The 21,619-nt window shown below is 70.6% G+C and carries 12 protein-coding genes and 1 pseudogene; 10 read left to right on the top strand and 3 right to left on the bottom strand.

The window, feature by feature from the left end; all coding sequences use genetic code 11:
- Positions 1-39 precede the first annotated feature (39 nt).
- Positions 40-771, top strand: coding sequence for a hypothetical protein (locus AB0E94_RS37315; RefSeq protein ID WP_360336289.1), 732 nt, complete (start codon positions 40-42; stop codon positions 769-771).
- Between the two features lie 70 nt (positions 772-841).
- Here AB0E94_RS37315 and AB0E94_RS37310 read toward each other — a convergent pair whose 3' ends face one another.
- Positions 842-4,138, bottom strand: a complete 3,297-nt coding sequence (locus AB0E94_RS37310; protein WP_360336287.1) for a TIR domain-containing protein — start codon at positions 4,136-4,138, stop codon at positions 842-844.
- Positions 4,139-4,398: 260 nt separating this feature from the next.
- On the opposite strand from AB0E94_RS37310, the gene AB0E94_RS37305 reads away from it, so the two are divergent.
- The 6 genes from AB0E94_RS37305 to AB0E94_RS37280 all read left to right on the top strand — a co-directional run bounded on the left by AB0E94_RS37305 (position 4,399) and on the right by AB0E94_RS37280 (position 18,074).
- Entirely contained in the window at positions 4,399-13,476 is a 9,078-nt protein-coding gene (locus tag AB0E94_RS37305; RefSeq protein ID WP_360336285.1) for a SpvB/TcaC N-terminal domain-containing protein, read from the top strand.
- Complete coding sequence (locus AB0E94_RS37300; protein ID WP_360336283.1) at positions 13,473-13,967, top strand: SUKH-3 domain-containing protein; 495 nt, start codon at positions 13,473-13,475, stop codon at positions 13,965-13,967. The genes AB0E94_RS37305 and AB0E94_RS37300 overlap by 4 nt, the downstream gene beginning before the upstream one ends.
- A 118-nt stretch (positions 13,968-14,085) precedes the next feature.
- Positions 14,086-16,038 carry an AfsR/SARP family transcriptional regulator gene (locus AB0E94_RS37295; protein ID WP_360336281.1) on the top strand — a complete coding sequence of 651 codons (1,953 nt, stop codon included), beginning with the start codon at positions 14,086-14,088 and terminating at the stop codon, positions 16,036-16,038.
- Complete coding sequence (locus tag AB0E94_RS37290) at positions 16,031-16,366, top strand: hypothetical protein (protein ID WP_360336279.1); 336 nt, start codon at positions 16,031-16,033, stop codon at positions 16,364-16,366. Before AB0E94_RS37295 ends, AB0E94_RS37290 begins: the two co-directional genes overlap by 8 nt.
- Positions 16,367-16,454: 88 nt before the next feature.
- Positions 16,455-17,507, top strand: coding sequence for a class I SAM-dependent methyltransferase (locus tag AB0E94_RS37285; RefSeq protein ID WP_360336277.1), 1,053 nt, complete (start codon positions 16,455-16,457; stop codon positions 17,505-17,507).
- Positions 17,508-17,522: 15 nt separating this feature from the next.
- A complete protein-coding gene (locus tag AB0E94_RS37280) occupies positions 17,523-18,074 on the top strand; it encodes a molybdopterin-dependent oxidoreductase (protein WP_360336275.1) in 552 nt (183 codons plus the stop codon).
- Between the two features lie 76 nt (positions 18,075-18,150).
- Here AB0E94_RS37280 and AB0E94_RS37275 read toward each other — a convergent pair whose 3' ends face one another.
- Both AB0E94_RS37275 and AB0E94_RS37270 read right to left on the bottom strand, forming a co-directional pair.
- On the bottom strand, positions 18,151-18,960 hold the full coding sequence (locus AB0E94_RS37275) for a hypothetical protein (protein ID WP_360336273.1): 810 nt from the start codon (positions 18,958-18,960) through the stop codon (positions 18,151-18,153).
- 130 nt (positions 18,961-19,090) lie between these two features.
- A pseudogene (locus AB0E94_RS37270) lies at positions 19,091-19,215 on the bottom strand (extracellular solute-binding protein); the annotation flags it as partial.
- A gap of 209 nt (positions 19,216-19,424) precedes the next feature.
- Here AB0E94_RS37270 and AB0E94_RS37265 point away from each other — a divergent pair.
- Genes AB0E94_RS37265 through AB0E94_RS37255 form a run of 3 tightly spaced genes read left to right on the top strand, consistent with a single transcriptional unit; the run spans position 19,425 to position 21,614 of the window.
- Positions 19,425-20,132 carry a M24 family metallopeptidase gene (locus tag AB0E94_RS37265; protein WP_360336271.1) on the top strand — a complete coding sequence of 236 codons (708 nt, stop codon included), beginning with the start codon at positions 19,425-19,427 and terminating at the stop codon, positions 20,130-20,132.
- Positions 20,133-20,175: 43 nt separating this feature from the next.
- The gene (locus tag AB0E94_RS37260) at positions 20,176-20,940 is read left to right on the top strand and encodes a class I SAM-dependent methyltransferase (protein ID WP_360336269.1); all 765 of its coding nucleotides are present in this window, start codon (positions 20,176-20,178) and stop codon (positions 20,938-20,940) included.
- 20 nt (positions 20,941-20,960) lie between these two features.
- Positions 20,961-21,614 carry a pyridoxal 5'-phosphate synthase gene (locus AB0E94_RS37255; RefSeq protein ID WP_360336267.1) on the top strand — a complete coding sequence of 218 codons (654 nt, stop codon included), beginning with the start codon at positions 20,961-20,963 and terminating at the stop codon, positions 21,612-21,614.
- Positions 21,615-21,619 lie beyond the last annotated feature (5 nt).

Genomic DNA, 21,619 nt, shown 5'->3' with positions numbered 1-21,619 from the left:
AAGGCAAGTCTGAAGGGAACCACCGCAGTGAAGACTCACATGTCCCGTCTGGTCACCAAGCTCGTAGCAGCCGGTGCCGCTGTCGCCGCAGCCACCGTCGGCCTGGCCGCGCCGGCCGCCGCAGCGCCGGGCACGCTCGCCGCACCGCAGTACATGGTGGTCGACAGGTACAGCCCGACCTGGTCGACCTTCGGGTTCTGGACGGTCGCCGGCGCTCACCACTACGACATGATCATCAGCGCGGGTGGTTCCTCACGTACCGTCACCGTGCCCGGCCGGGCTTCGGACCCGACGGGCCGCTTCGTCGACTACGACATCACGCTGGACCCGTGCGTGACCTACCTGGTGTCGGTGGGGGCGCGTACGGCGAGTGGCCAGGGCGGCACCACCGGCCGCCGGCTCGAGCCTGCGCTGCGCCCGGGTGGCATCAGGGCGGCGTCGGTGACCCGCGGCGCCGATCCGACCACCGCCACCTTCAGCTGGACGCCGCCGACGGTGCGAGGCTACGCGAAGCGGTCCGACGGGTGGGCGCACGACAAGAACGACAAGGTGGTGGCCCCGCTGACCTATGAGACCGAACTCGTTCGGACCTCGGACAACACAGTGGTGAAGACGACGAAGATTGCGGCCGGCACCTCCACCGACCGGGTCAGCTTCACCGCGAACGGGCTGGACCCCAAGCGTGCCTACGTGCTGCGGGTCAAGACCGCCAACGACTTCGGCTCGTGCGCCGACAAGACCGGACGGATCCTGCTGACCCGTACGGCGTGAACGGTCGAATTAGCCCCGCATGGTGCCCGGGAACGCAGCGGTTCCCGGGCACGTCGGCGGCGGCGAGCCGTCAGCCGGCGCAGGTACGCCGGTACGGAATCTCGGGAATGTAGCGGGCCCATTCGTCGGCGCCGAGGCCGCGGCCGGTGATGACGCAGGCGTACGCGGCCGGGTCGGCGCGGAGCTTGTTCAGCTTCGTGTAGTCCCACAGCTTGACGGTCGCGCCTCGGCTCGTGGTCTCGGCGGCGACGGCCAGGGTGCGCCCGTCGCGCTGGAACATCACCGCCTTCGCCTGGCCACCGAGGCCACGCAGCGAGACGAGCCGGATCGGCCCGGCCGGGTTGGCGGTGTCCCACAGGAACAGTTCGGAGTCCTTGTCCCCGGTTGCCAGGGTGCGCCCGTCGGGGCTGAAGGCCATCGTGACCACCGTGTCGCTGTGGCTGGTCAGCGTGGCGAGCCGGAGCGGACGGGCCCGGTCGGTGATGTCCCACAGCAGCGCCAGAGTGTCGGCGCCGCCGGTCGCCACGGTGTGCCCGTCCGGGCTGAAGGCCATCGTGGTCACCTGGCCGTTGTGGCCGGCCAGCGTGCCGAGCTGTACGGGGGTGGTGCGGTCGGTCACGTCCCACAGCGTCAGGCCGCGTTCGCGCCCGCTGGTGGCCAGCGTGTGCCCGTCCGGGCTGAAGGCCACCGTCGACCCGAAGGCGCCGCCGCTCAGCGTGGCGAGCAGGGCGGGGCGGGTCCGGTCGGCCACGTTCCACAGCAGGAGCCGGGTGGGGCCGGCGATGACGGCGAGGGTGCGCCCGTCCGGGCTGAACGCCATCGGGTTGGTTCCGTTGATGGCCTCGGTGGTGCCCGGGAGTGCGACCGGCTGGTCCGGGCGGGTCACATCCGTCAGCGTCAACTGCCCGTCCTGGCTCCCGATGGCCGCCGCCGTACGGCCGTCGGGGCTGAACGCCACCGATCGGACCGCTGCGCTGCGGATGGACAGGTCGGCGCCCTGGACGGGCCGGGCGGGGTCGGTCACGTCCCAGGAGCGCGCCGTGCCGTCGGGGCCGGCGGCGACCAGGGAACGTCCGTCCGGCCGGATTGCCGCCGCCGTGATCTGCCCGCCCGGGACGGTGAGCGAGGCGAGCGGATCCGGAGTTCCGATGGGCTTGACGTTCCAGAGGATCGCCGTGTCCGAACTGTCGGTGGTGACCAGTGTTTCCGCGTCCGGGCTTAGGGAGACGGAATTGATCGCGCCGTTGGCCCGTACGGTGACGACCGCCCCGGGTCCCTCCACATACGTCATGTCCCACACCAGTGCCATGCCCTGCCCGTCACCGGCGGCCAGATAGCGTCCGTCTGCGCTGTAGGCGATCGCGTCGACGGAACCGGCAAGGCCGCCTATGTGGGCGTACGGCTCGGAGTCCGGGTCGTCGGGTGGCAGGGGCGGCGGCGGCGTAACTTCGTCCTGCTCGTCCTGTTCGTCGACCTCGACCTCGACGGTGGCGGTACGCCGCATGTTGTAGAGATCCACGTATCCGCTGTAGTGCCCGGCGGCCAGTGTTGATCCGGTCCGATCGAACGTCATCGACGTTATTTCGAAGCCGGGCAGCCCGCGGAGGTAGACGGGATCGGCGCGATCGCTCAGGTCGTAGATCGCGACGAATCGGACCTTGTCCACGACCAGGGTGGTGCCGTCCGGGCTGAACGCGAGTCTTTCCGCCGTATAGGGGACATATTCGCCCATTGCGGCGAGTTCCTGGGGCTGGGATCGGTCGGTCACGTCCCACAGGGTCGTGATCCCGCGTCCGTCGCCCGTGGCGAGAGTGATCCCGTCCCCGCTGAAGGCCACCGTTTGCACGGCGCCGGCGGGATCCGCCGTGGCGAGCCGGACCGGATGGGGCCGGTCGGTCACATCCCACAGGACCGCGGTGTTCTCCTGGTTGATAGTGGCCAGGGTCCGCCCGTCCGGGCTGAGCGCCAGGGAGCTGTAGTCCGCGACCGGTTCGCTGAGTGTGGTGATCCGGGTCGGATTCGTTCGGTCGGTCGTGTTCCACAGCGACACCTTGCCGTCGGTGCCGATAGCCACCAGGACGCCGTCCGGCGCGTAGACGGCCTCTGTCACGTCGCTGATCGTCCCGGCGTAGTTCGTCGCTGTGACGACACCGGTGACTTCGCTGAGCGTTGCGGCGTCGGGCACGAGTTCCTGGGCTGCGGCCCCCAGCATCAGGGCCGTCTTCGGGTCGCTGCCGATCGTCGCCTTGCCCTGCGTCGTCAGCCGCCGGCTGACCGCGATCCGCTGCTGGAGGTCTGCTTTGGCCTGTTGCCTGGCGGCTTCCGCCGCCGCCTCCTTGGCCTCCCGCTGCTTCTCCTCGGCGATCTTCGTCAGCCGGCGCGCCTCCGCCTCCAGCTTCTGAGCCTCCTGCTCCAGCTGCTGCGTGCGCTCGCTGGCCTCCTCCGACAGCCGCTGTAGTTCTTTGGTCCGATCCGCTGCCTGGTCGGCGATCCGCTGCTGCCGCCGGGCCTCGGCGGTCGCCTGATCCGCCAGCCATTGCTTCTCCTGCGCCGACTGTTCCGATCGCTGTGCCTCGGTCGCCGCGGCCGCCGCCAGGGCCTGCTGCTCCTTCGCCACCTTCTGCTGCCGGGTCGCCTCCTGCTCGAACCGTTCGGCGCTGCCGCGCTGGACCTCGGCCACCTCCTGCTGACGCAGCGCCTCGGCCGCCGCGGCCGTCGCCCGTTCCGCGTTACGCACCGACGACACGCTGGTCAGCATCGCCAGCAGGGTCAGCACCACCAGCATCGCCAGCGCCCCGGACCCGAGCCGGCGCGCCCGGCGATGGTGCCGGACGTCCTCACCTTCCAGTTCGTCCTTGCTCACCCCGTGCATCGGGGCGGCCAGCTGGGCGATCGCGTCCCGGAAGCGGGAATGCTGCAGGCTCAGATGTTCGCTGCCCCGTGCCCATCGCAGGTCCAGGAACAGCGGCTCCTCGGCGAACACCCCCCGCAGCGCGTCGGGCACCGCCGTGGAGTCCTCGGTGAAGTCGTGACGCTCCTGGTCCCACGCCCACTCCCCGTCGGTCACCACGGGCAGGATCCGGTTCGCCGACTTGGTGGTGATCCAGTGCTCGATCTCCCGGTTCACCCAACGCGACTGCGCGGCCTCGGGTGAGGCGAGCAGCACGAAGTACTCCGAGCCGTCCAGCGCGGTCTGGATGGAGGACCACAGCCCGGGAGTCACCGCCAGTCCGGTCTGGTCCCGGAAGATCCACAGGGCGCGCCGGCGATGCCACGGTTTGGCCAGGCGATGCAGGCCCCGTTGCACGGCGGGAGCCAGCCGGCCGTCCGCGGCATGGCTGTACGAGATAAAACCGTTGAAGGTCACTACGGGTCCTCTGGCGATCAACGACGTTCGGCGACGACAGATTGTCGCCTGTCTTTGCCCGATCAGGAAGGCCCAAGATCATGATCACGTTGCTGCCCGGCCTCGACGGGCGCTGTTGCCCCGGGTGACGGGGTGCGCGACCTCTGAGGCAACGTTCTCACAACGTTGCGTACCACGATGGTCGTCGATGCTTGCGCCGATTGTCCGTCGAGCGTGCGGGGCCGGCTGTGAAGCGTACGAGCAAGCTTTCCGTCCTGTTGGTGTTGGTGCTCGCGGCGACCGGCCTGCCCGGAGGCAGCGCGCCGATCCCCGCCCCGGTCGCCGAGGGGTCGCCGGTCAGCCCGGCGAGCATCCCACCGGTCGAGACGTGCGTGTCGAACGGAGCAGCCGTCCGGCAGGCGGTACAGACGATGGCCGGCCCGACGTTCCAGGCCGTGGTCACGCCGGGTGCGGCGGCCGCGCAGGCCCAGACGGTCGAGCACGACGGGGCGCGCCTGACGATCGGGTCGCAGGCGGTCGACAGCCCGGTGACGATCGGCGTCACCCCGCTGACCGCGGCCGACCTGCCGGTGCTGGGCGCCGAGCTGACCAACGTGACAGGTGCGGCACGTCCGGGCTGGCGGTTCACGCCGCACCCGTATCAGTTCGCCGAGCCGGTCGAGGTGGCGCTGCCGTACGACCCGCGCCTGCTGGAGGGCACGTTCGATCCGCAGGACGTGCACACGTTCTGGTTCGACGACACGGCCGGCTGCTGGAAGGCCCTGGAACGGGTCCGCGTGGACGAGAAGAACCACCTGATCGTCTCGACGACCGACCACTTCACCGACATGGTCAACGCGGTGCTGGCGCTGCCCGAGTCGCCGCGGGGCACCGCGTTCAACCCGACACAGATCAAGGATCTGGAGGCGGCGTCCCCGGCGCAGGGGATCAACCTGGTGCAGCCGCCGGTCGCGGCCGGTACCGGCGAGGCCCGGTTGTCGTACCCGATCGAGCTCCCGCCGGGCCGTGCCGGGCTGCAGCCGCAGCTGGCGGTCGGCTACGACTCGTCGGCCGCGAACGGCTGGCTGGGCCTGGGCTGGAACCTGGCCACCTCGGCGATCACCGTGGACACCCGGTGGGGGGTGCCGCGCTACGACACCGCCCTGGAGACCGAGACGTATCTGCTTGCCGGCGAGCAGCTGGGCCCGGTCGCGCATCGGGGGCAGCGGGTCGCCCGTACCGCCGCGAAGGTCTTCCAACCGCGGGTGCAGACCGCGTTCACCAGGGTGATCCGGAACGGGACCGGGCCGTCGAACTACTCGTGGGAGACCGTCGACAAGGAGGGGACACGGTCGTTCTACGGCGGGACCGCCGCGTCGACGCTGCGCGACGACGCCGGCAACATCTACCAGTGGGCGCTGCGGGAGGTGCGCGACGCGCACGGCAACGTGATGCGGTTCCACACGGTGATCGTGGAGGACACCGGGATCCCCGACGGCGGCAGCGTCGCGGGCCGCGAGATCTACCTGCGGGAGATCACCTACACCGGCACGGCCGCGGTCGAAGGACCCTATGCCGTGCGGTTCATCCGCGACCGTGAGCTGGAGGAACCGCGCCGCGGTGACGTGACGATCGACGCGCGCGGCGGATTCAAGCGGGTCACCGCCGACCTGCTGCGCCGGATCGAGATCACCCTGAACGACCTGCCGGTCCGCGCGTACGAACTGGAGTACACCACCGGCGCGTTCGGCAAGACCCTGCTGGCGTCGCTGACTCAGCTCGGCTCGGACAACCGGGTGTTCCACCGGCACACGTTCGGTTACCACGACGACATCCGGGACGGGGCCGGCGACTACCGGGCGTTCGAGGCGGTCGCCTGGACGTCACCGGACGACGGGCTGCGCAATCCGGCGGTCGCGGCGATCGACTCGGCTGGCGGGCAGGCGTCCGCGATCAACGCGAGCACCAGCGACAGCGCCGGCGGTCACCTCTACGTCGGGTTCGGCGCGACGCGCTCGAAGGCCAACTCGGTGGGGGTGAAGACCGGCTTCAACCGGACCGAGGACGCCGGTCTGCTGGCCCTGGCCGACGTCGACGGTGACTCGCTGCCGGACAAGGTGTTCACCCGCGGCGACGGTGTCGTCTACCGCAAGAACCTGTCCCGGCCGGGTGGCCAGCCGCGGTTCGCCGACACGGTGACCCCGCTGCGCAACCTGCCCGGATTCCTGGGACAGAGCAGCAACTCCTCGACCATCGGGCTGGAGAGCTACCTGGGCGGGGTGGCCGCACAGCTCGACCACGTGGACACGTTCACCACCACCGAGCGGTACCTCGCCGACGTCAACGCCGACGGCATCAGCGACGTGGTCAACGGGGGTGACGTGCTGTTCGGCCGGATCGGCGCGGACGGCGCCCCGGTCTACGGGCTGTCGTCGCAGACGCCGGTGCCGATCGGGTCCGCCCCGGTCGACACCGACGGCATCGTCGGGGACCTGACCACCGACCGGGAACGGGAGATCGACTCGCACCCGCTCGTCGACACGGTCCGCCGCTGGGTCGCGCCCTACGACGGCACCGTGGACGTCACCGGCGCCGTGACGCTGATTCAAGGGCAGGCAGAGGCCGACGGCGTACGGGTGGCGGTCCAGCACGAGGACACCGAACTGTGGTCGGCGGTGCTGAACCCGGGCGCTCAGGTCACGCCCGCACCGGGCGCGATCACCGTCGAGCGCGGCGACCGTCTCTACTTCCGGGTGCAGTCGCGTTTCGACGGCGCGGACGACGAGGTGACGTGGGATCCGCGGATCGCCTACACCGCTGTGCCGGAGACCACCGACGTCAACGGCCTCGACCCGTACACCTACACGGCGTCGGCCGACTTCACCCTCGGCGGCCGGGCCGGCAGCGTCCTCGCCCCGGTCACCGGCACCCTGCACCTCTCCGGAAACCTGACCAAATCCGCCCCGACCACCGACGACGTGACCGCGGTGATCACCCGGGCCGGGCAGACGGTGTTCAGCGAGACGATCGCCGCCGCCGACACCGGGGAGATCCCGATCGACCTGGACGTCCCGGTCACCAAGGGCCAGGAGATCGGCTGGCGGATCCAGATCGACTCGCCGATCGACCTGACCACGGTGACCTGGGTGCCGACGGCCGCCTACACCGACCCGGCACTGGAGATCAAAGCCCCGTACCGCGTCGACATGTACTCCGACGACGGCCTGAGCGCCCCGCAGGAGTCCTGGACCGCCCCCGCCGACGGCACGCTGTCCGTGGCGCCCACCGCCGAGTCGGACGAGCGGGTCGTGTTCACCGTGAAGAAACGCGGTGTGCTGCTGGCCAAACGCGACGTCACCGACGGGCTCACCCTCGAGGTGCCGGTGGCCGCCGGCGACGAGCTGTTCTTCGACTTCAGCACCCTCGGCGCACGGCCGCAGTCGTACGCCGTGCAGGTCGGGTGGACACCCGGCGAACTGTCCCCGGCCCCGAGCGCCGTGCACAGCCCGATCGCCGAGGGTGCCTTCGCTCAGCCGTACCGCGGCTGGGGTGTGATCGGTGTCAACGGCAACCGTGACCGGGCCGCCCGGCCGATCGTGCAGGCCGACCTGGTCGTCGACGAGACCTACCGGGACCAGCTGCCGGAGACCGTGGACCCGCAGGCGCAGCGTGACGAGTTCGCCGCCGACCCGCGGGTGACCCCGCCGAAGGCCTTCCCCTACACCCCGGACCCGGGCGGCAACCGGTGGAGCGCCGACGATCGGCTGTGGGCCGGACCGGGGTCGGCGGCCAGTTCCCGGCTCGGCACCGAGACGATCGTGGTGCCCACCGCCGGGGACCTGGCGGCGGCGACCGCGGTGCCGAGGACCGCGCGGTCCCGGCAGATCTCGCTGACCGGCGGTGTCGGCGGGCCGGTCGGCAGTGTCGGCGGCAGCGTCGCCACCGGTGATAGCAGCGCCATCACCGACTTCCTCGACCTCAACGGCGACGGGTTCCCGGACGTCGTCGGCGGCTCCGGCATCCAGTACACCGAACCGGACGGCGCCCTCGGCAGCCGCCGGGCCACGCTGCCGGACCGGGACGTACGCCGGACCTCGACGGTGTCCGGCAACGCCAACGCCGGCAGTGCCGCCCGGAGCATCACCACCGGGTACGGCGACATGGCGCCACCCGCCTCGGACACCGCCAACACCGCGGTCAGCGGCAACGACATGCCGCCGCTCGGGGTCGGCGGCAACCTCGGATCCGGCACCTCGGACACCGCGTTCGACCTGGCCGACATCAACGGCGACGGGCTGCCCGACCGGGTGTACGCCGACGGGCGCGCCGCGCTGAACCTGGGCTACCGGTTCGCCGCGCCGGAGCCGTGGCCGGGCGGGGTACTCAACGACGGCGGCACCACCAACACCGGCGCCAACATTGGCTTCAACACCGACTTCTACGGTTTCGCCGGTGGCGCCTCCTACAGCGTCGGGCACAGCTCGACCGGGGAGAGCCTGCTTGACGTGACCGGGGACGGGCTCGCCGACCGGGTCTTCGGTGGCTCCCCGATCCGGGTGGCGATCAACACCGGCAGCGGGTTCGGCGAGCCGGTGCCGTTCCTGGGCGGGCCGTCCGGCATCAACGACGACGCGAACGCGCAGGTCGGCGGCGGCGCCTACGTCACCTTCTCGGCCTGCTTCCTGATCATCGCCGGGTGCGTGATCACCAACCCGGGTGTCAGCGTCTCCAGCGGGATCGGCCGGGCCGAGCAGGCGCTGCGTGACATCAACGGCGACGGGTTCGCCGACCATCTGCGCTCCACCAGCGACGATCAGCTGACCGTCGCGCAGAACACGACAGGCCGGACCAACCTGCTGAAGACCGTGAACCGGCCGCTGGGCTCGCGGATCGATCTGGACTACACCCGCGACGGCAACACGTACGACCAGCCGCAGTCGCGTTTCACCCTCTCGCGGGTGGCGGTCTACGACGGGCGGCCCGGTGACGGGCAGGACACCCAGGTCAGCACGTTCCGGTACGCCGGTGGTGTCTACGACCGGCTCGAGCGGGTGTTCCGCGGCTACACGAGCGTGGTGTCCGAGCAGCGGGACCCGGCCGCCGGGTCATCGGTTCAGCGGACCACCACCACCGAGTACGCCACCGGCAGCCACTACACCCGCGGCCTGGTGACCAGGACCGTGGTCGCGGACGCCGGCGGCCGGCTGTTCGTCGAGGCGATCAACAGCTACCAGGAGCGGGCGGTGGCCGCGCTGGTGGTGTTCCCGCAGCTGGTCGCGACCACGCAGAACTTCTTCGAGGGCCGGGCGGCGGCGGGCAAGACCACCTCGTCGCAGATGAGCTACGACGACGTCGGCAATCTGGTCCGCTCGTTCGAGGCCGGGGAGGCGGGCGCCGCCGACGACGTCGAGACGAAGATCCGGTACACCGCCGAGGACACCGCCTGCAAGGCCACCGGGATCGTCGGCGCGGTCAAAGCGGTCGAGGTCCGGGGCGGCGGGAAGCTGATGCGGCGCACCGAGGCGACCATCGACTGCGCCACCGGCGACATCCGTCAGCACCGGGCGATCCTGGCCGACTCGGCAGTGGCCAAGACCGATCTGACCTATGACGCGTACGGCAATGTGCTGACCGTCGTCGAGCCGGAGAACGAGAAGGGGCAGCGGTTCAAGCTGACCTACACCTACGATCCGGCGCTCGTCACGCACGTCGCCACGGTCACCGACAGTTTCGGGTACCGGTCGCAGACCAGCCACGATCTGAAGTTCGGGCGGCCGGAGACCAGTGTCGACACCAACGGTCACTCCGAGCGGCGGCTGTACGACGAGTTCGGCCGGGTCGACTCGGTCACCGGCCCGTACGAGACCGTGTCCAACCACCCGACCGTCGACATCGAGTACCACCCCGAGGCGGTGGTGCCGTACGCGATCACCCGCAACGTCGACCGCAACCCCGACGGCAGCATCAAGACCAACGCGATCGAGACGATCACGTTCACCGACGGGCTGGGCCGCATCGTCCAGACCAAGAAGGACGCCACCCTGGGCGGGGCCGAGGCGATGACCGTCTCCGGCCGGATCGTGTACGACTTCGCCGGGCGGGTCGTCGCCCAGTCGTACCCGGTCAGTGAGGCCAAGGGGGTCCTCAACACCCGGTTCAGCACCCGGGTCGACCCGGTCACCCCGACCAGGACCGACTACGACGTGCTCGACCGGGCCGTACGCACGGTGCTGCCGGACGGGGCGGTCACCGCGGTCGGCTACGGGTTCGGCGCCGACCGGGCCGGCGTCACCCAGTTCGAGACCGCGGTCACCGACGCCAAGGGCGTCACCAGCCGCACCTTCACCGATGTGTCGCTGCGGGCGTCGGCGGTCGCCCAGGGCGGGGCGTGGACGTCGTACGGGTACGACCCGCTCGGTCAGATCACCACGGTCACCGACGATCACGGCAACACCACCACGGCAACGTACGACGACCTCGGCCGGCGTACCTCGGTGACCACCCCGGACACCGGGCGGACCAGGTACACCTATGACCTGGCCGGCAACCTCACCACCAAGGTGACCGCGAACCTGGCCGACCGCAAGAAACTTATCGAGTACGACTACGACCACACCCGGCTGACCGCCGTCCGCTACCCGACCACTCCCGAAGCGGACGTCACCTACACCTACGGCGACCCGGGAGCGGCCAGCAACGGCGCGGGCCGGATCGTCCGCCAGACCGATGCCGCCGGCACCGTGACACGCGGTTACGGGCCGCTCGGCGAGACCGTCACCGAGACACGGACGGTGACGTCCGGACTGGACAAGGCCACGGCGTACACCACGCGGTACGAGTACGACACGTGGAACCGGATCCAGCGGATGACCTACCCGGACGGTGAGGTCCTCACCTACCGCTACAACCACGGCGGGCTCGTCGACGGGGCCACCGGGGTCAAGGGCGGCACCAGCTATCCGTACCTCACGAAGGTCGACTACGACGTCTTCGACCAGCGTGTGCTGCTGCAGAACGGCAACGGCACCCGTACCTCCTACAGCTACGACGCCACCGACCGCCGGCTCGCGACGCTGACCGCGGCCCAGGCCGACGGCACCACGTTCCAGAACCAGGCGTACGACTACGACAGCACCGGCAACGTCACCTCGATCACCGGTTCCGCGGCACCGGTCGGCGGCCTCGGCGGCACCGGCACCCAGACGTTCAGCTACGACGACCTGAACCGGCTCACCGGCTCGGCCGGGACCTACCGGCCCGCATCAGGGCTCACCGACAGGTACACGCTGTCACTGACCTACGACTCGCTCGGTGACATCACCCTGAAGGACCAGACCCACGACCTGGTCACCGCGGACGCCGTCGCCACGCCGCAGACCCCGACGAGCTACCGGCAGGCGTACGCCTACGACAGCGACCAGCCGCACGCACCCAGCACCGCCGGGCCGTTCACCTTCAAGTACGACCTGAACGGCAACATGATCCAGCGGACCGGGCCGAACAAGGCGAAACTGCAGCTCACCTACAACGACGCCGACCAGATGACGTGCAGCACCGGCACCGGGACGTCCACCGCGGAATCCGGCGACGACGTCGAACTGGTCGCCGACACCGGGGACCGCTGCAAGGGCGGGCAGGGCCGGTCGGTCGAGTACGTCTACGACGACCAGGGCGACCGGGTGGTCAAGGACGGCGGCTCCGGCAACGTCTCGGTCTACCCCAGCCAGACCTACACGCAGCGCAACAAGAGCGCCTACAAACACATCTTCGTCGGTGACACCCGGCTGGTCTCCAAACTGGTCCAGCCGGCCGGAACCGCCGAGAACGGCCAGTTCTACTTCCACACCGACCACCTCGGCTCCACCTCCTACGGCACCGACAGCACCGGCCGGGTCGTCGAACACGCCCGCTACCTGCCGTCCGGTGAGAGCTGGGCGGGGGAGCGGACCACCGCCATCCCCAGCCCGTACGGCTTCGCCGGCAAGGAACTGGACACCGAGACCGGGCTGCACTACTTCGGCGCCCGTTACTACGACGCACGGACCGCGCTCTGGCAGTCGCCCGATCCGCAACTGCCCGGCTACCTGGACGGCGGGCCGGCCGACGGGGTCGGCAACCCGGGCAACCTGGCCGCCTACACGTACTCCTCGAACAACCCGGTCCGGATCACCGACCCGGACGGCAGGTGGGTGCACATCGCCGCCGGCGCCGCCCTCGGCGCCCTGATCAATACCGGTGTCGAAGGGTTCCAGCAGTACCGGGCCGGTGAGTTCAGCGCCCGCAAACTGATCGGCGCGGCGGCCGGCGGGGCGGTGTCCGGCGCGATCGGCAGCGCCACCCTCGGCACCGGGCTGCTCGCCAAGGGAGCCGTCGAGGTCGCCGCCGGCGCCGCCGAGGACATCGTCACCAAAGCGGTCAACGGTGAGTCGCAGAACCTCGGCGAGTCGGTGCAGGCCGGACTGGGCGGGCTGGTCGGGCCGTTCAAGGGCTCGGCGAAGGCGGCGCCACCTGCCGGGGCCGTCAAGAAGGCCGACCTGGCCCAGTCGGCGCAGCCCTGCCACTCGTTCTCGCCGGACACCCTGGTGCTCACCGGGGACGGGACGGCCGTACCGATCAAGGAACTGCAAGCCGGCGACACGGTGATCGTCACCGACCCGCTGACCGGTGAGTCGAGCGTCCGGGTGATCGAGCAGCAGCACGTCAACCGGGACACCGGCCTGACCGACCTGACCCTCACCGGCGGCGCGGTCATCCAGACCACCGAGCACCACCCGTTCTGGTCCGAGACCAGGCAGGCCTGGGTGCAGGCCGCCGACCTGCGGCCCGGCGAACGGCTGCGGGCCGCCGACGCGACGACGATCACCGTCGAGGCGGTACGCGACCATACCGGCCCGCGGACGATGTACGACCTCACCGTCTCGACGGTGCACGCGTACTACGTGTTCGCCGGCGCGATCCCGGTTCTGGTCCACAACTGCGACAAGTTCAAGAACTTCGAGGAGTACTACAATTCCAACGAGACCCGGAACAATCCCGGAGCGAAGTTCGCCTCCGAATACATCTCGCCGTCCGGCCAGAAATACTGGGGCCAGAACGCGCACGGGATGAAGGCCGAGGGCGAGCTGGCGGACGCGCTCAAGCAGGCCAACCACCACGGCGGATGCTCTGAGGTGCACTGTCTCATCCAGGCGTACAACAAGGAGGGGCCCGCGGCGATCAGTGGTGGCAGCATGCGCACGGTGCACACCCGCAACAACGTGAACAAGAACGCGAACACCACCATGCACGGCCAGCCGGCCAATCCATGCGGGCACTGCAATCAGGTGCTCAACGACCTGGGGATAACACGACATCAATGATGCGATTCGGCTCGGATCTGCTGGCGGCGCTCACCGCGTCCGGCTGGAGCGCCGCCAGATCCGTGGATCCCGGCCAGTGGGTGGAGCCCCTGCTGCGCGAGGGGCACCGGCTGCACCCGCTCGCCGAGGAGGTGATCACCTCGTTCGGGGGGCTGTCGATCCCGCCGGTCAACGAGCACGGACCGAACTTCAGCAATCACGAGCCCTTCAGCGTCGATCCGCTCGCGGCCGGGGCGGGGCAGCTCACCCTGGTCGCCGAGGTGGAGCGGGTTCTCGGCGGGCAGTACTTCCCCATCGCGGAGTGGCTCAGCTATTCCAGCGTGTTCCTCGACGCGGGCGGGCGGGTGATCGCCGCCGGGATGGGCTGGTTCTGGGAGCTCGGCACCTCCTTCGAGCAGGCACTGGAGCTGGCCGTCCTCGCGAACCGCCCGCTGATCTGCCGGTACTCCGATCCTGGGGTGGACCCCTGGCCCCCGGACAGCGCCGGCTGACCGGACAGGCCGCGGATCCGCGGCTCGTTCACCGGGAGGTGATTGCGCCCGAACCGGACACGTGAAATCGTTGACCATCGATCTCTCGGTGGTGCGGATTTCTTTGAGGGGGTCGCGCATGACAGAGTTCCGTGTGCTCGGCCCAGTCGAGATCCGGGCCGGTGGGCAACCCGTCGGCACCCTGCAGCCCCGGCAACGGCACGTGCTCGCCGCGCTGCTCGTCGACGCCAACCGGCCGGTCGCCTGGCCCACCCTGGTCGACCGGACCTGGGGCCACCGGCCACCCGGTGACGCCCGCACCTCCGCGCGCGCCCATCTGTCCCGCATCCGCGGGGTCCTGGCCACCGCCGGCCAGCTCTCCGGACGCGACGCGCAGGTGATCCGCGGCGGCGGAGGATACGAGCTGCGTACCGACCCGGACCGGATCGACCTGCACCGGATGCGCCGCCTCGCAGGCCAGGCCGGCCACCCGAGCAGCAACACCACCCGGCGGGTCACACTGCTGCGCGAGGCCGTCGGCCTGTGGCGCGGCGAACCGCTGGCCGGGCTGTCCGGCGAATGGTCCGACAGGATGCGCGCCTCCTGGGGCCAGGAACGCCTCGGCATCGTCGTGGCCTGGGCCGAGGCCGAGATCCAGATCGGCAACGCGGCCGCGGTGATCGGCCGGCTCGGCGACCTCACCGGCGAACATCCCTTGGTCGAATCGCTGGCGGCGACCCGGATGCGGGCGTTGCAGGCGGTCGGGCGTACCGCCGAGGCGGTCGCCCTGTTCGCCGGGCTGCGCACCCGACTCGCCGACGAACTGGGCATTCAACCCGGCCCCGAACTGCAGACCGTGCACCGCACCCTGCTGCGCAGCGAGCCTCCCTGGCCCCCGTCCGTGCGGGACCAGTCCACCGCGCCGCAGATCCCGGTTTCCGGCAGGATGTCCCACCGCAGACGTGCCGGGACGGCCGGACCGGTGGCTGCGGGCCCGGCGCGGTGGTCGCCACACGGCCGGGACCAGCTCGCCGTGCCGGCCCAGCTGCCGCCGGACATCCGCGGGTTCGTCGGGCGCGCCGACCAGCTGAACCGCCTCTACGGGCTGCTCGACAGCGGCGCCCAGCCGACCGCTCCGGTGATCGCGGTGCTCAACGGTACCGCCGGTGTCGGCAAGACCGCGCTGGCCGTGTACTGGGCGCACCGGGTCGCCGTCCACTTCCCGGACGGCCAGCTCTACCTCAACCTGCACGGCTTCGATCCGGTGGCCCGACCGGTCGAACCGGCCGCCGCCATCCGCAGGTTGCTGCACGCCCTCGGCGTGCCGCCCGCCCGCATCCCCGCCGACCTGGAGGCGTGCACCGCCGTCTACCGTTCCGAACTGGCCGGCCGCCGGATGCTGATCCTGTTGGACAACGCTGCCGACGCAGCGCAGGTCCGCCCTCTGCTGCCCGGCACCGCGGACTGCCTGGTCCTGGTCACCAGCCGAAACCAGCTGACCGGCCTGATCGCCACGGAGGCCGCGCACCCGATCGCGGTGCCGCTGCTGAACACCGCCGAGGCCGTCCAGCTGCTCGGCCACCGGCTCGGCCCGGACCGGGTGGCCGGCCAGCACACGGCCGCCACCGAGGTGATCCGCCGGTGTGCCCGGTTGCCGTTGGCCCTGGCCATCGCGACGGCTCGCGCGGCCACCAACCCCGAGATGCCGCTGGCCGCTCTCGCCGACGAGCTCGGCACCGGCCGTGGGCTGCGGCTGGACGTGCTGGCCGGCGATGATCCACGTACCGATCTGCGGGCCGTGTTCTCCTGGTCCTACCACTGCCTGACCGAACCGGCGGCCCGTCTGTTCCGCCTGCTGGCCGTGCACACCACAGGTGAGATCGGCACGGTCGCGGCAGCCGGGACCGCCGGGATCACCGCAGTCGAGGCGGCCCTGCTGCTGGCCGAACTCGCCCACGCCAGCCTGATCACCGAGACCCGGCCGGGCGGTTACACCTGCCACGACCTGCTCCGGGCGTACGCGATGGAACTGACCACGGCCCCGCTCAGCGCCGAGAAGTCTCGATCAGGGACACATCCTGCGAGTGCCTGACCGGAGGCCGACCGGCGACCGCCGGATCGAGGCCCTCGTGGGTGAGGCCGCCGAGTTCGGCACGTTGCCGCAGCTCATCGGAGTACTCCTCGTTGCTGCCGCAGACACACTGTCGACACCATCGCCGCCCGGGTCTCCTCGGCCCGGGTCGTCGGGCACCCTGTTCGCGATGGACCCGGTCGTCGGCGCGCTGGCCGGCCTGGTGCTGCTCAGCCAAGCGGTCAGCCCGGCCGCAGTCGTAGGCATCCTGCTCGTCGTCGCGGCCGGGGCCGCGTTGATGTGGATGTCCGAGAGCCCGCCGGAATCCGGCCCGCAGCCCTCGGCATGAGTTCCGCAACTGCATACCTTTTACTGGATAGGTTGGCGCATCCGCGAGGGGCATGGCGGTTGTAGAGGCGCACATGCATGATGCGGATATGGTCGTTGAACGAGCCCTCGTCCCGATGCCCGATCACCTGAGCAGCGACCAGCACGACCGATGGCTCACCGTCCTGGACCACCTGGTCGCCGCCCTGCCCTACCGCGGTCGGCTGATCCTGGTCGACGGGTTCGACCAGCGGGCCGGCCTGCTCGCCGACCGTCTCGTCGAACGGCTGCGCGATCTCGGCCGGCCCGCGGTGCGGCTGACTGGCGACGTCTGCACCTGCGACGAGGACGGCTGGGGCAACCTCACCGCCAGCGCGGTCGTCGTCGCCGACGGCCCGCGCTGGCGTGACCGGCTCCCCGGCATGAACTGGGACCTTAGCGTCTGGGTGCGGACCCCACCCAACGGCAACGGCGCGTATCGCGGCGACGATGCGCACGCCGTCGTCGACCTGCACGACCCCGGCTGGCCGGTGATCCGGCATCTCGACGAGTACCTGGCGCCCGGTGACCACTGGTACCGCACCGAATCCCGCGCGTTCTTCGCATCCCGCGCCGCGACGTGGGACCGCAAGTTCGGCGCCGACCTGCCCGCCTACGCCGCCGCCATCGCCGAATCCGAGGTCGCGCCGGGCGGTGTCGCCGTCGACATCGGCTGCGGAACCGGCCGTGCCCTGCCCGCCCTACGCGCTGCCGTCGGACCGGACGGAGTGGTCATCGGTATCGACCACACCCCGCAGATGCTGGCCGAGGCCGTCACCCGCGGCCACGATTGCCAGGCCCTGCTGCTGCGCGCCGACGCCCGCCACCTGCCCCTGCCAGCCGGCAGCGTCGACGCGATCTTCGCCGCCGGCCTGATCAACCACCTGCCGCACCCGGCTACCGGCCTGCGGGAACTCGCCCGGATCACCCGGCCCGGCGGCAAACTCATCCTGTTCCACCCCTCCGGCCGCGCCGCCCTGGCGGCCCGCCACGGCCGGGACCTGCACCCCGACGAAGTCCTCGCCGAACCGATCCTGCGAGCGACGGCCGCCGATACCGGCTGGCACCTGACCCGCTACGACGACGGACCATCCCGTTTCTACGCCCTCGCCATCCGCGTGTGACCGAAGGAGAACCCCGTGCCCTACCGCACCGTGATCCGCCGCCTCGCCGGACTCGCCACGGCCCTCATCGCCGTGATCGCCGTCAGCGGCGCCGCAGCGGCCGCGCAGCCGGCTGCCACGCCACCGGCGGCGAACACCGGATCCCACCGGATCGTGGTGCAGATCGACGGCGCGGTCCAGCACCGGCTGCGCCTCACCAACCAGCGGCTGGCCGGACTGCCGCAGCACACGGTCACCGTCACGTTCCAGAGCGGCTCCGGCCCGCAGACCCACACCTACACCGGCCCGCTGCTGCTCGACGTGCTCAACCTCGCCGGCCCCAGATTCAACCCCGAGATCAAGAACGACAAGCTGCGGTACGCCGTGACCGCCACCGGCAGCGACGACTACCAGGCCCTGGTCGCGTGGGCGGAGTTCGACCCCGACTTCGCCGGCACCACCATGCTGGTCGCCCTCACCGAAGACGGCACCCCACCCGCCGACGGCCGACCGCGCCTGGTAGTTCCCGGCGACCTCAAAGGCGGCCGTTACGTGTCCAGTCTCGTCCGCCTGCACCTGTCCCGGTAGGCGTCGTCAGCGCAGCTGCCTCGCCGGCGTCACCTCGCCGAGGTCGATCACCGTCATCCTGACGACGGCAACCGGTTTACGGTGAGGTCACGCTTTCGGGCTCTCGCCGGGGCCGGCCGGCGCGCAGCCGGCGTAGTCCGGCCCAGCCCAGTTGAACGGCCAGCACACCGGCCACCGCCGCACCGAACGCGCCCACGACACCGACCGGGACGAGTAACACCGCGACCAGAAGGCAGAACACCGCGAAGCCGACCAGCCCACGGATCACCCCGGCAAGAGTCCGAACCGTTGGTGCCGGTCCCTGCTGTGCGAGGACGAAGGCGGCGACCACACTCGTCGCGATCGGGAACGGCGCCAGGATCCCGGTCACCACCGGACCCACCCGCTCGGCGATACCGGTCACCGCGAGCACCAGCAGCGCGGTGGCCAGCGCCCGGCCCGGCAGATCCCACCACGGCGCCGCGGCCGCAGCACGAACACCGCCGCCGACGTCGATCGCGGCGATCAGCCGGTACGCCACCCACACCGCGGCCAGCACCAGCAGCGCGGCCCCACCGGCACCGACCGTCAGTTGCGCGAGGATCACATCGGTCAGCAGACTTGCCGCCCATGCCACGGCCAGCGTGAGCGGCCACCACCAGCGCCGCCCGGCGAAGGCGAACACGACCGCGAACACCGCCAGCGACACCAGCCCGAGCAGTGACGCCGTCGCCGCCCGCGCACCGAACCTGACCCCATGTTCCAAACAGCTGATCAGCAGGATCGGCCCAGCCACGATCGGGAACGCCACCAGCATGCCGGCGACCCGGCCACCCCACCGCCGGCCCGCCAGCGACGACCCGACCACCAACAGCGGCGCGAGAACCAACTTCAACAGCAAGATCACTGAGATGACGGTATCGGTGCCCCCGAATGGCCGGCGGACCGGGCACGGTCACAACGGCCGACCGCCCTCACCCTCGCCATCGTTTGACGGCAGGCGGCGTTTCGCTGTTGCCGGCGTCGGTGACGACGGCCAGGTTCTTCGGGGAGGCGGAGGCGAACACGTCGGCCGGGGCGCGTTGATCTGCGTGGCCAGCGCTGAGCTGCCCGCGAAGTTGAACGTGACCGTGACACCGGGGTGAGCGGCCTCGAATTGCTTGGCTCGCGTGCTCGCCCCTGCCGCCGATCGACGAGATGCACCTCCCGTTACTCGCCGATCACACCGGCAGCGCCCGCCGGGTTACCGAGCGCACGCAACGCAGATGCGGGCAAATTAAGGATTTTTAGCATGCATTCACTAGGAGAGAAGAGGCAATGGTCACGCATCTGCGTCACGCTACTCGGGCCCGGACCGGCTAGTTTGGCGGGATGGACGACGAGACGCAGCGCGCTGCCCGGCTGCTGGACGCGCAGGCCAAGGCGGTGGAGCTGTTCGACGAGATCGGCCGGCGTGGGCTGATCGCCGCCGGGGTGGGGGAGCGGGCGGTAAGCGATCAGATCCGGGATCTGGCGAACGAGATGTTCGGGGTGCAGAAGTTCTGGCACAAGCGGATCGTGCGGGCCGGCCCGAACACGCTGTACCCGTACCGGGAGAACCCGCCGGACCGGCTGATCGCCGCCGACGACATCGTGTTCTGCGACTTCGGGCCGATCTTCGAGCAGTGGGAGGCCGACTTCGGCCGCACGTTCGTGCTCGGCGACGATCCGGTCAAGCACCGCCTGCGTGACGATCTGCCGGTCATCTTCGACGCCGGGCGCCGCTACTTCGACGCCCATCCGGACATCACCGGTGGGCAGCTGTTCGCCGAGATCCGGCGGCTGACCACTGCGGCGGGCTGGGAGTTCGGTGCCACGCATGCGGGGCACCTGGTGGGGGAGTTCCCGCACGAGCGGATCAACGGCGACGAGATCGAGTACTACATCACCACCGGCAGTGACCAGCCGATGCGCCGCCACGACCGGGCCGGCCGGCTGTGTCACTGGATCCTCGAGATCCATTTGATCGACCCCGGGCGAGGGTTCGGCGGCTTCCACGAGGAACTGCTCGACCTCGGCCACGCGCCGGCACCCGCATGAGTGACTTGACCTGTACCCCGGGGTGCGGGTTTAGCGTCACCTCATGATCCGGACTGTGGGCGGCGACTTCGACTACGAGACCAACGGCCGCGGGTACGCCGTACAGCGGCGCTCTGATCCGCGGATTGCGGCGCTGATCCATGCCGCATTGGGTGAGGCCCGCACGGTGTTGAACGTCGGGGCCGGAGCCGGTTCGTACGAGCCGGCCGACCGGTATGTGGTCGCGGTCGAGCCGTCGGCGCGGATGCGGGCGCAGCGCCCGCCGGCGGCGGTGCCCGCGATCGACGCCACCGCCGAGGATCTGCCGTTCGACGACGGCGCGTTCGACGCAGTGATGGCCACCGTCACCGTGCACCAGTGGGCCGACCCGGGCCGTGGTCTGGCCGAACTGCGGAGGGTCGCTCGCGGGCCGGTGGTGGTGCTGACCTTCGACGGTGACGCCCTCGACCGGTTCTGGCTGGCCGAGTACGCCCCCGAGCTGATCGCCGCCGAACGCCGCCGCTTCCCGGCCATCAGTACCATCGCCGCCGCGATCGGAGCGTCCACGGATGTGGTCGAGGTGCCGATCCCGATCGACTGCACCGACGGGTTCACCGAGGCCTTCTACGCCCGGCCCGAACAGTTCCTCGACTCACGGGTACGGGCCGCGCAGTCCGCGTGGGGTTTCGTCGACGACACCGCCACCGATCGGGCCGTCGGCCGGCTGCGGGCCGACCTGGACTCCGGTGCCTGGGACAACCGATACCAGCACCTGCGGAACCAGCCGCAGTTCACCGGCTCGTTGCGGCTGCTCGTCGGCACGCCCTGACCTTTCGAGGAGAGAACCCGATGTCTGACCTCCGCCGGTACCTGCGTGGCATCCCGGTGTTCGCCGGTGACCTGCCCGCCTTCGACCCGACGGCTGCGCCGGACGAGCCGGAGACGCTGTTCGTCGCCTGGCTGCGGGCGGCAGTCGACGCCGGTGTACGCGAGCCGCACGCGATGACCCTGTCGACGGTGGGCGCGGACGGCGTACCCGCGGCCCGGGTGTTGATTTTGAAGAACGTCGACGACGAAGGCTGGCAGTTCGCCGTCCACGCGGACAGCCCGAAAGGCCAAGACCTGGCTCGCCAGCCGGCGGCTGCGCTCACGTTCTACTGGCCGGCCCAGGCCCGGCAGATCCGGGTCCGCGGCACCGTGCGACCCGAGCCCGCTGACCTCAGCGCAGCCGACTTCCTGGCCCGGCCGGTCGGATCCCGCGCCGAAGCGTCCCTCGGCATGCAGAGCCAACACCTCACCGACCCGCACACCCTCGAAGTGGCCGTCAAACAGGCCCACGACCGGATCGCCGACAACCCCGGCCTGGTCGTCGAGCAGTGGACTCTCTACGCCCTGGCTGCTGACACGGTCGAGTTCTGGCAGGGCGACCAGCAGCGCCGCCACACCCGGCTGCGGTACACCCGCGCCGACATCGGCTGGACCCGAGACCTGCTCTGGCCCTGACCCGC

The sequence above is a fragment of the Actinoplanes sp. NPDC026670 genome, assembly GCF_040638175.1.
GTDB lineage: Bacteria > Actinomycetota > Actinomycetes > Mycobacteriales > Micromonosporaceae > Actinoplanes.
Note: the sequence above shows the minus strand (reverse complement) of the source record. Positions and strands in the feature narration are given on the sequence as shown.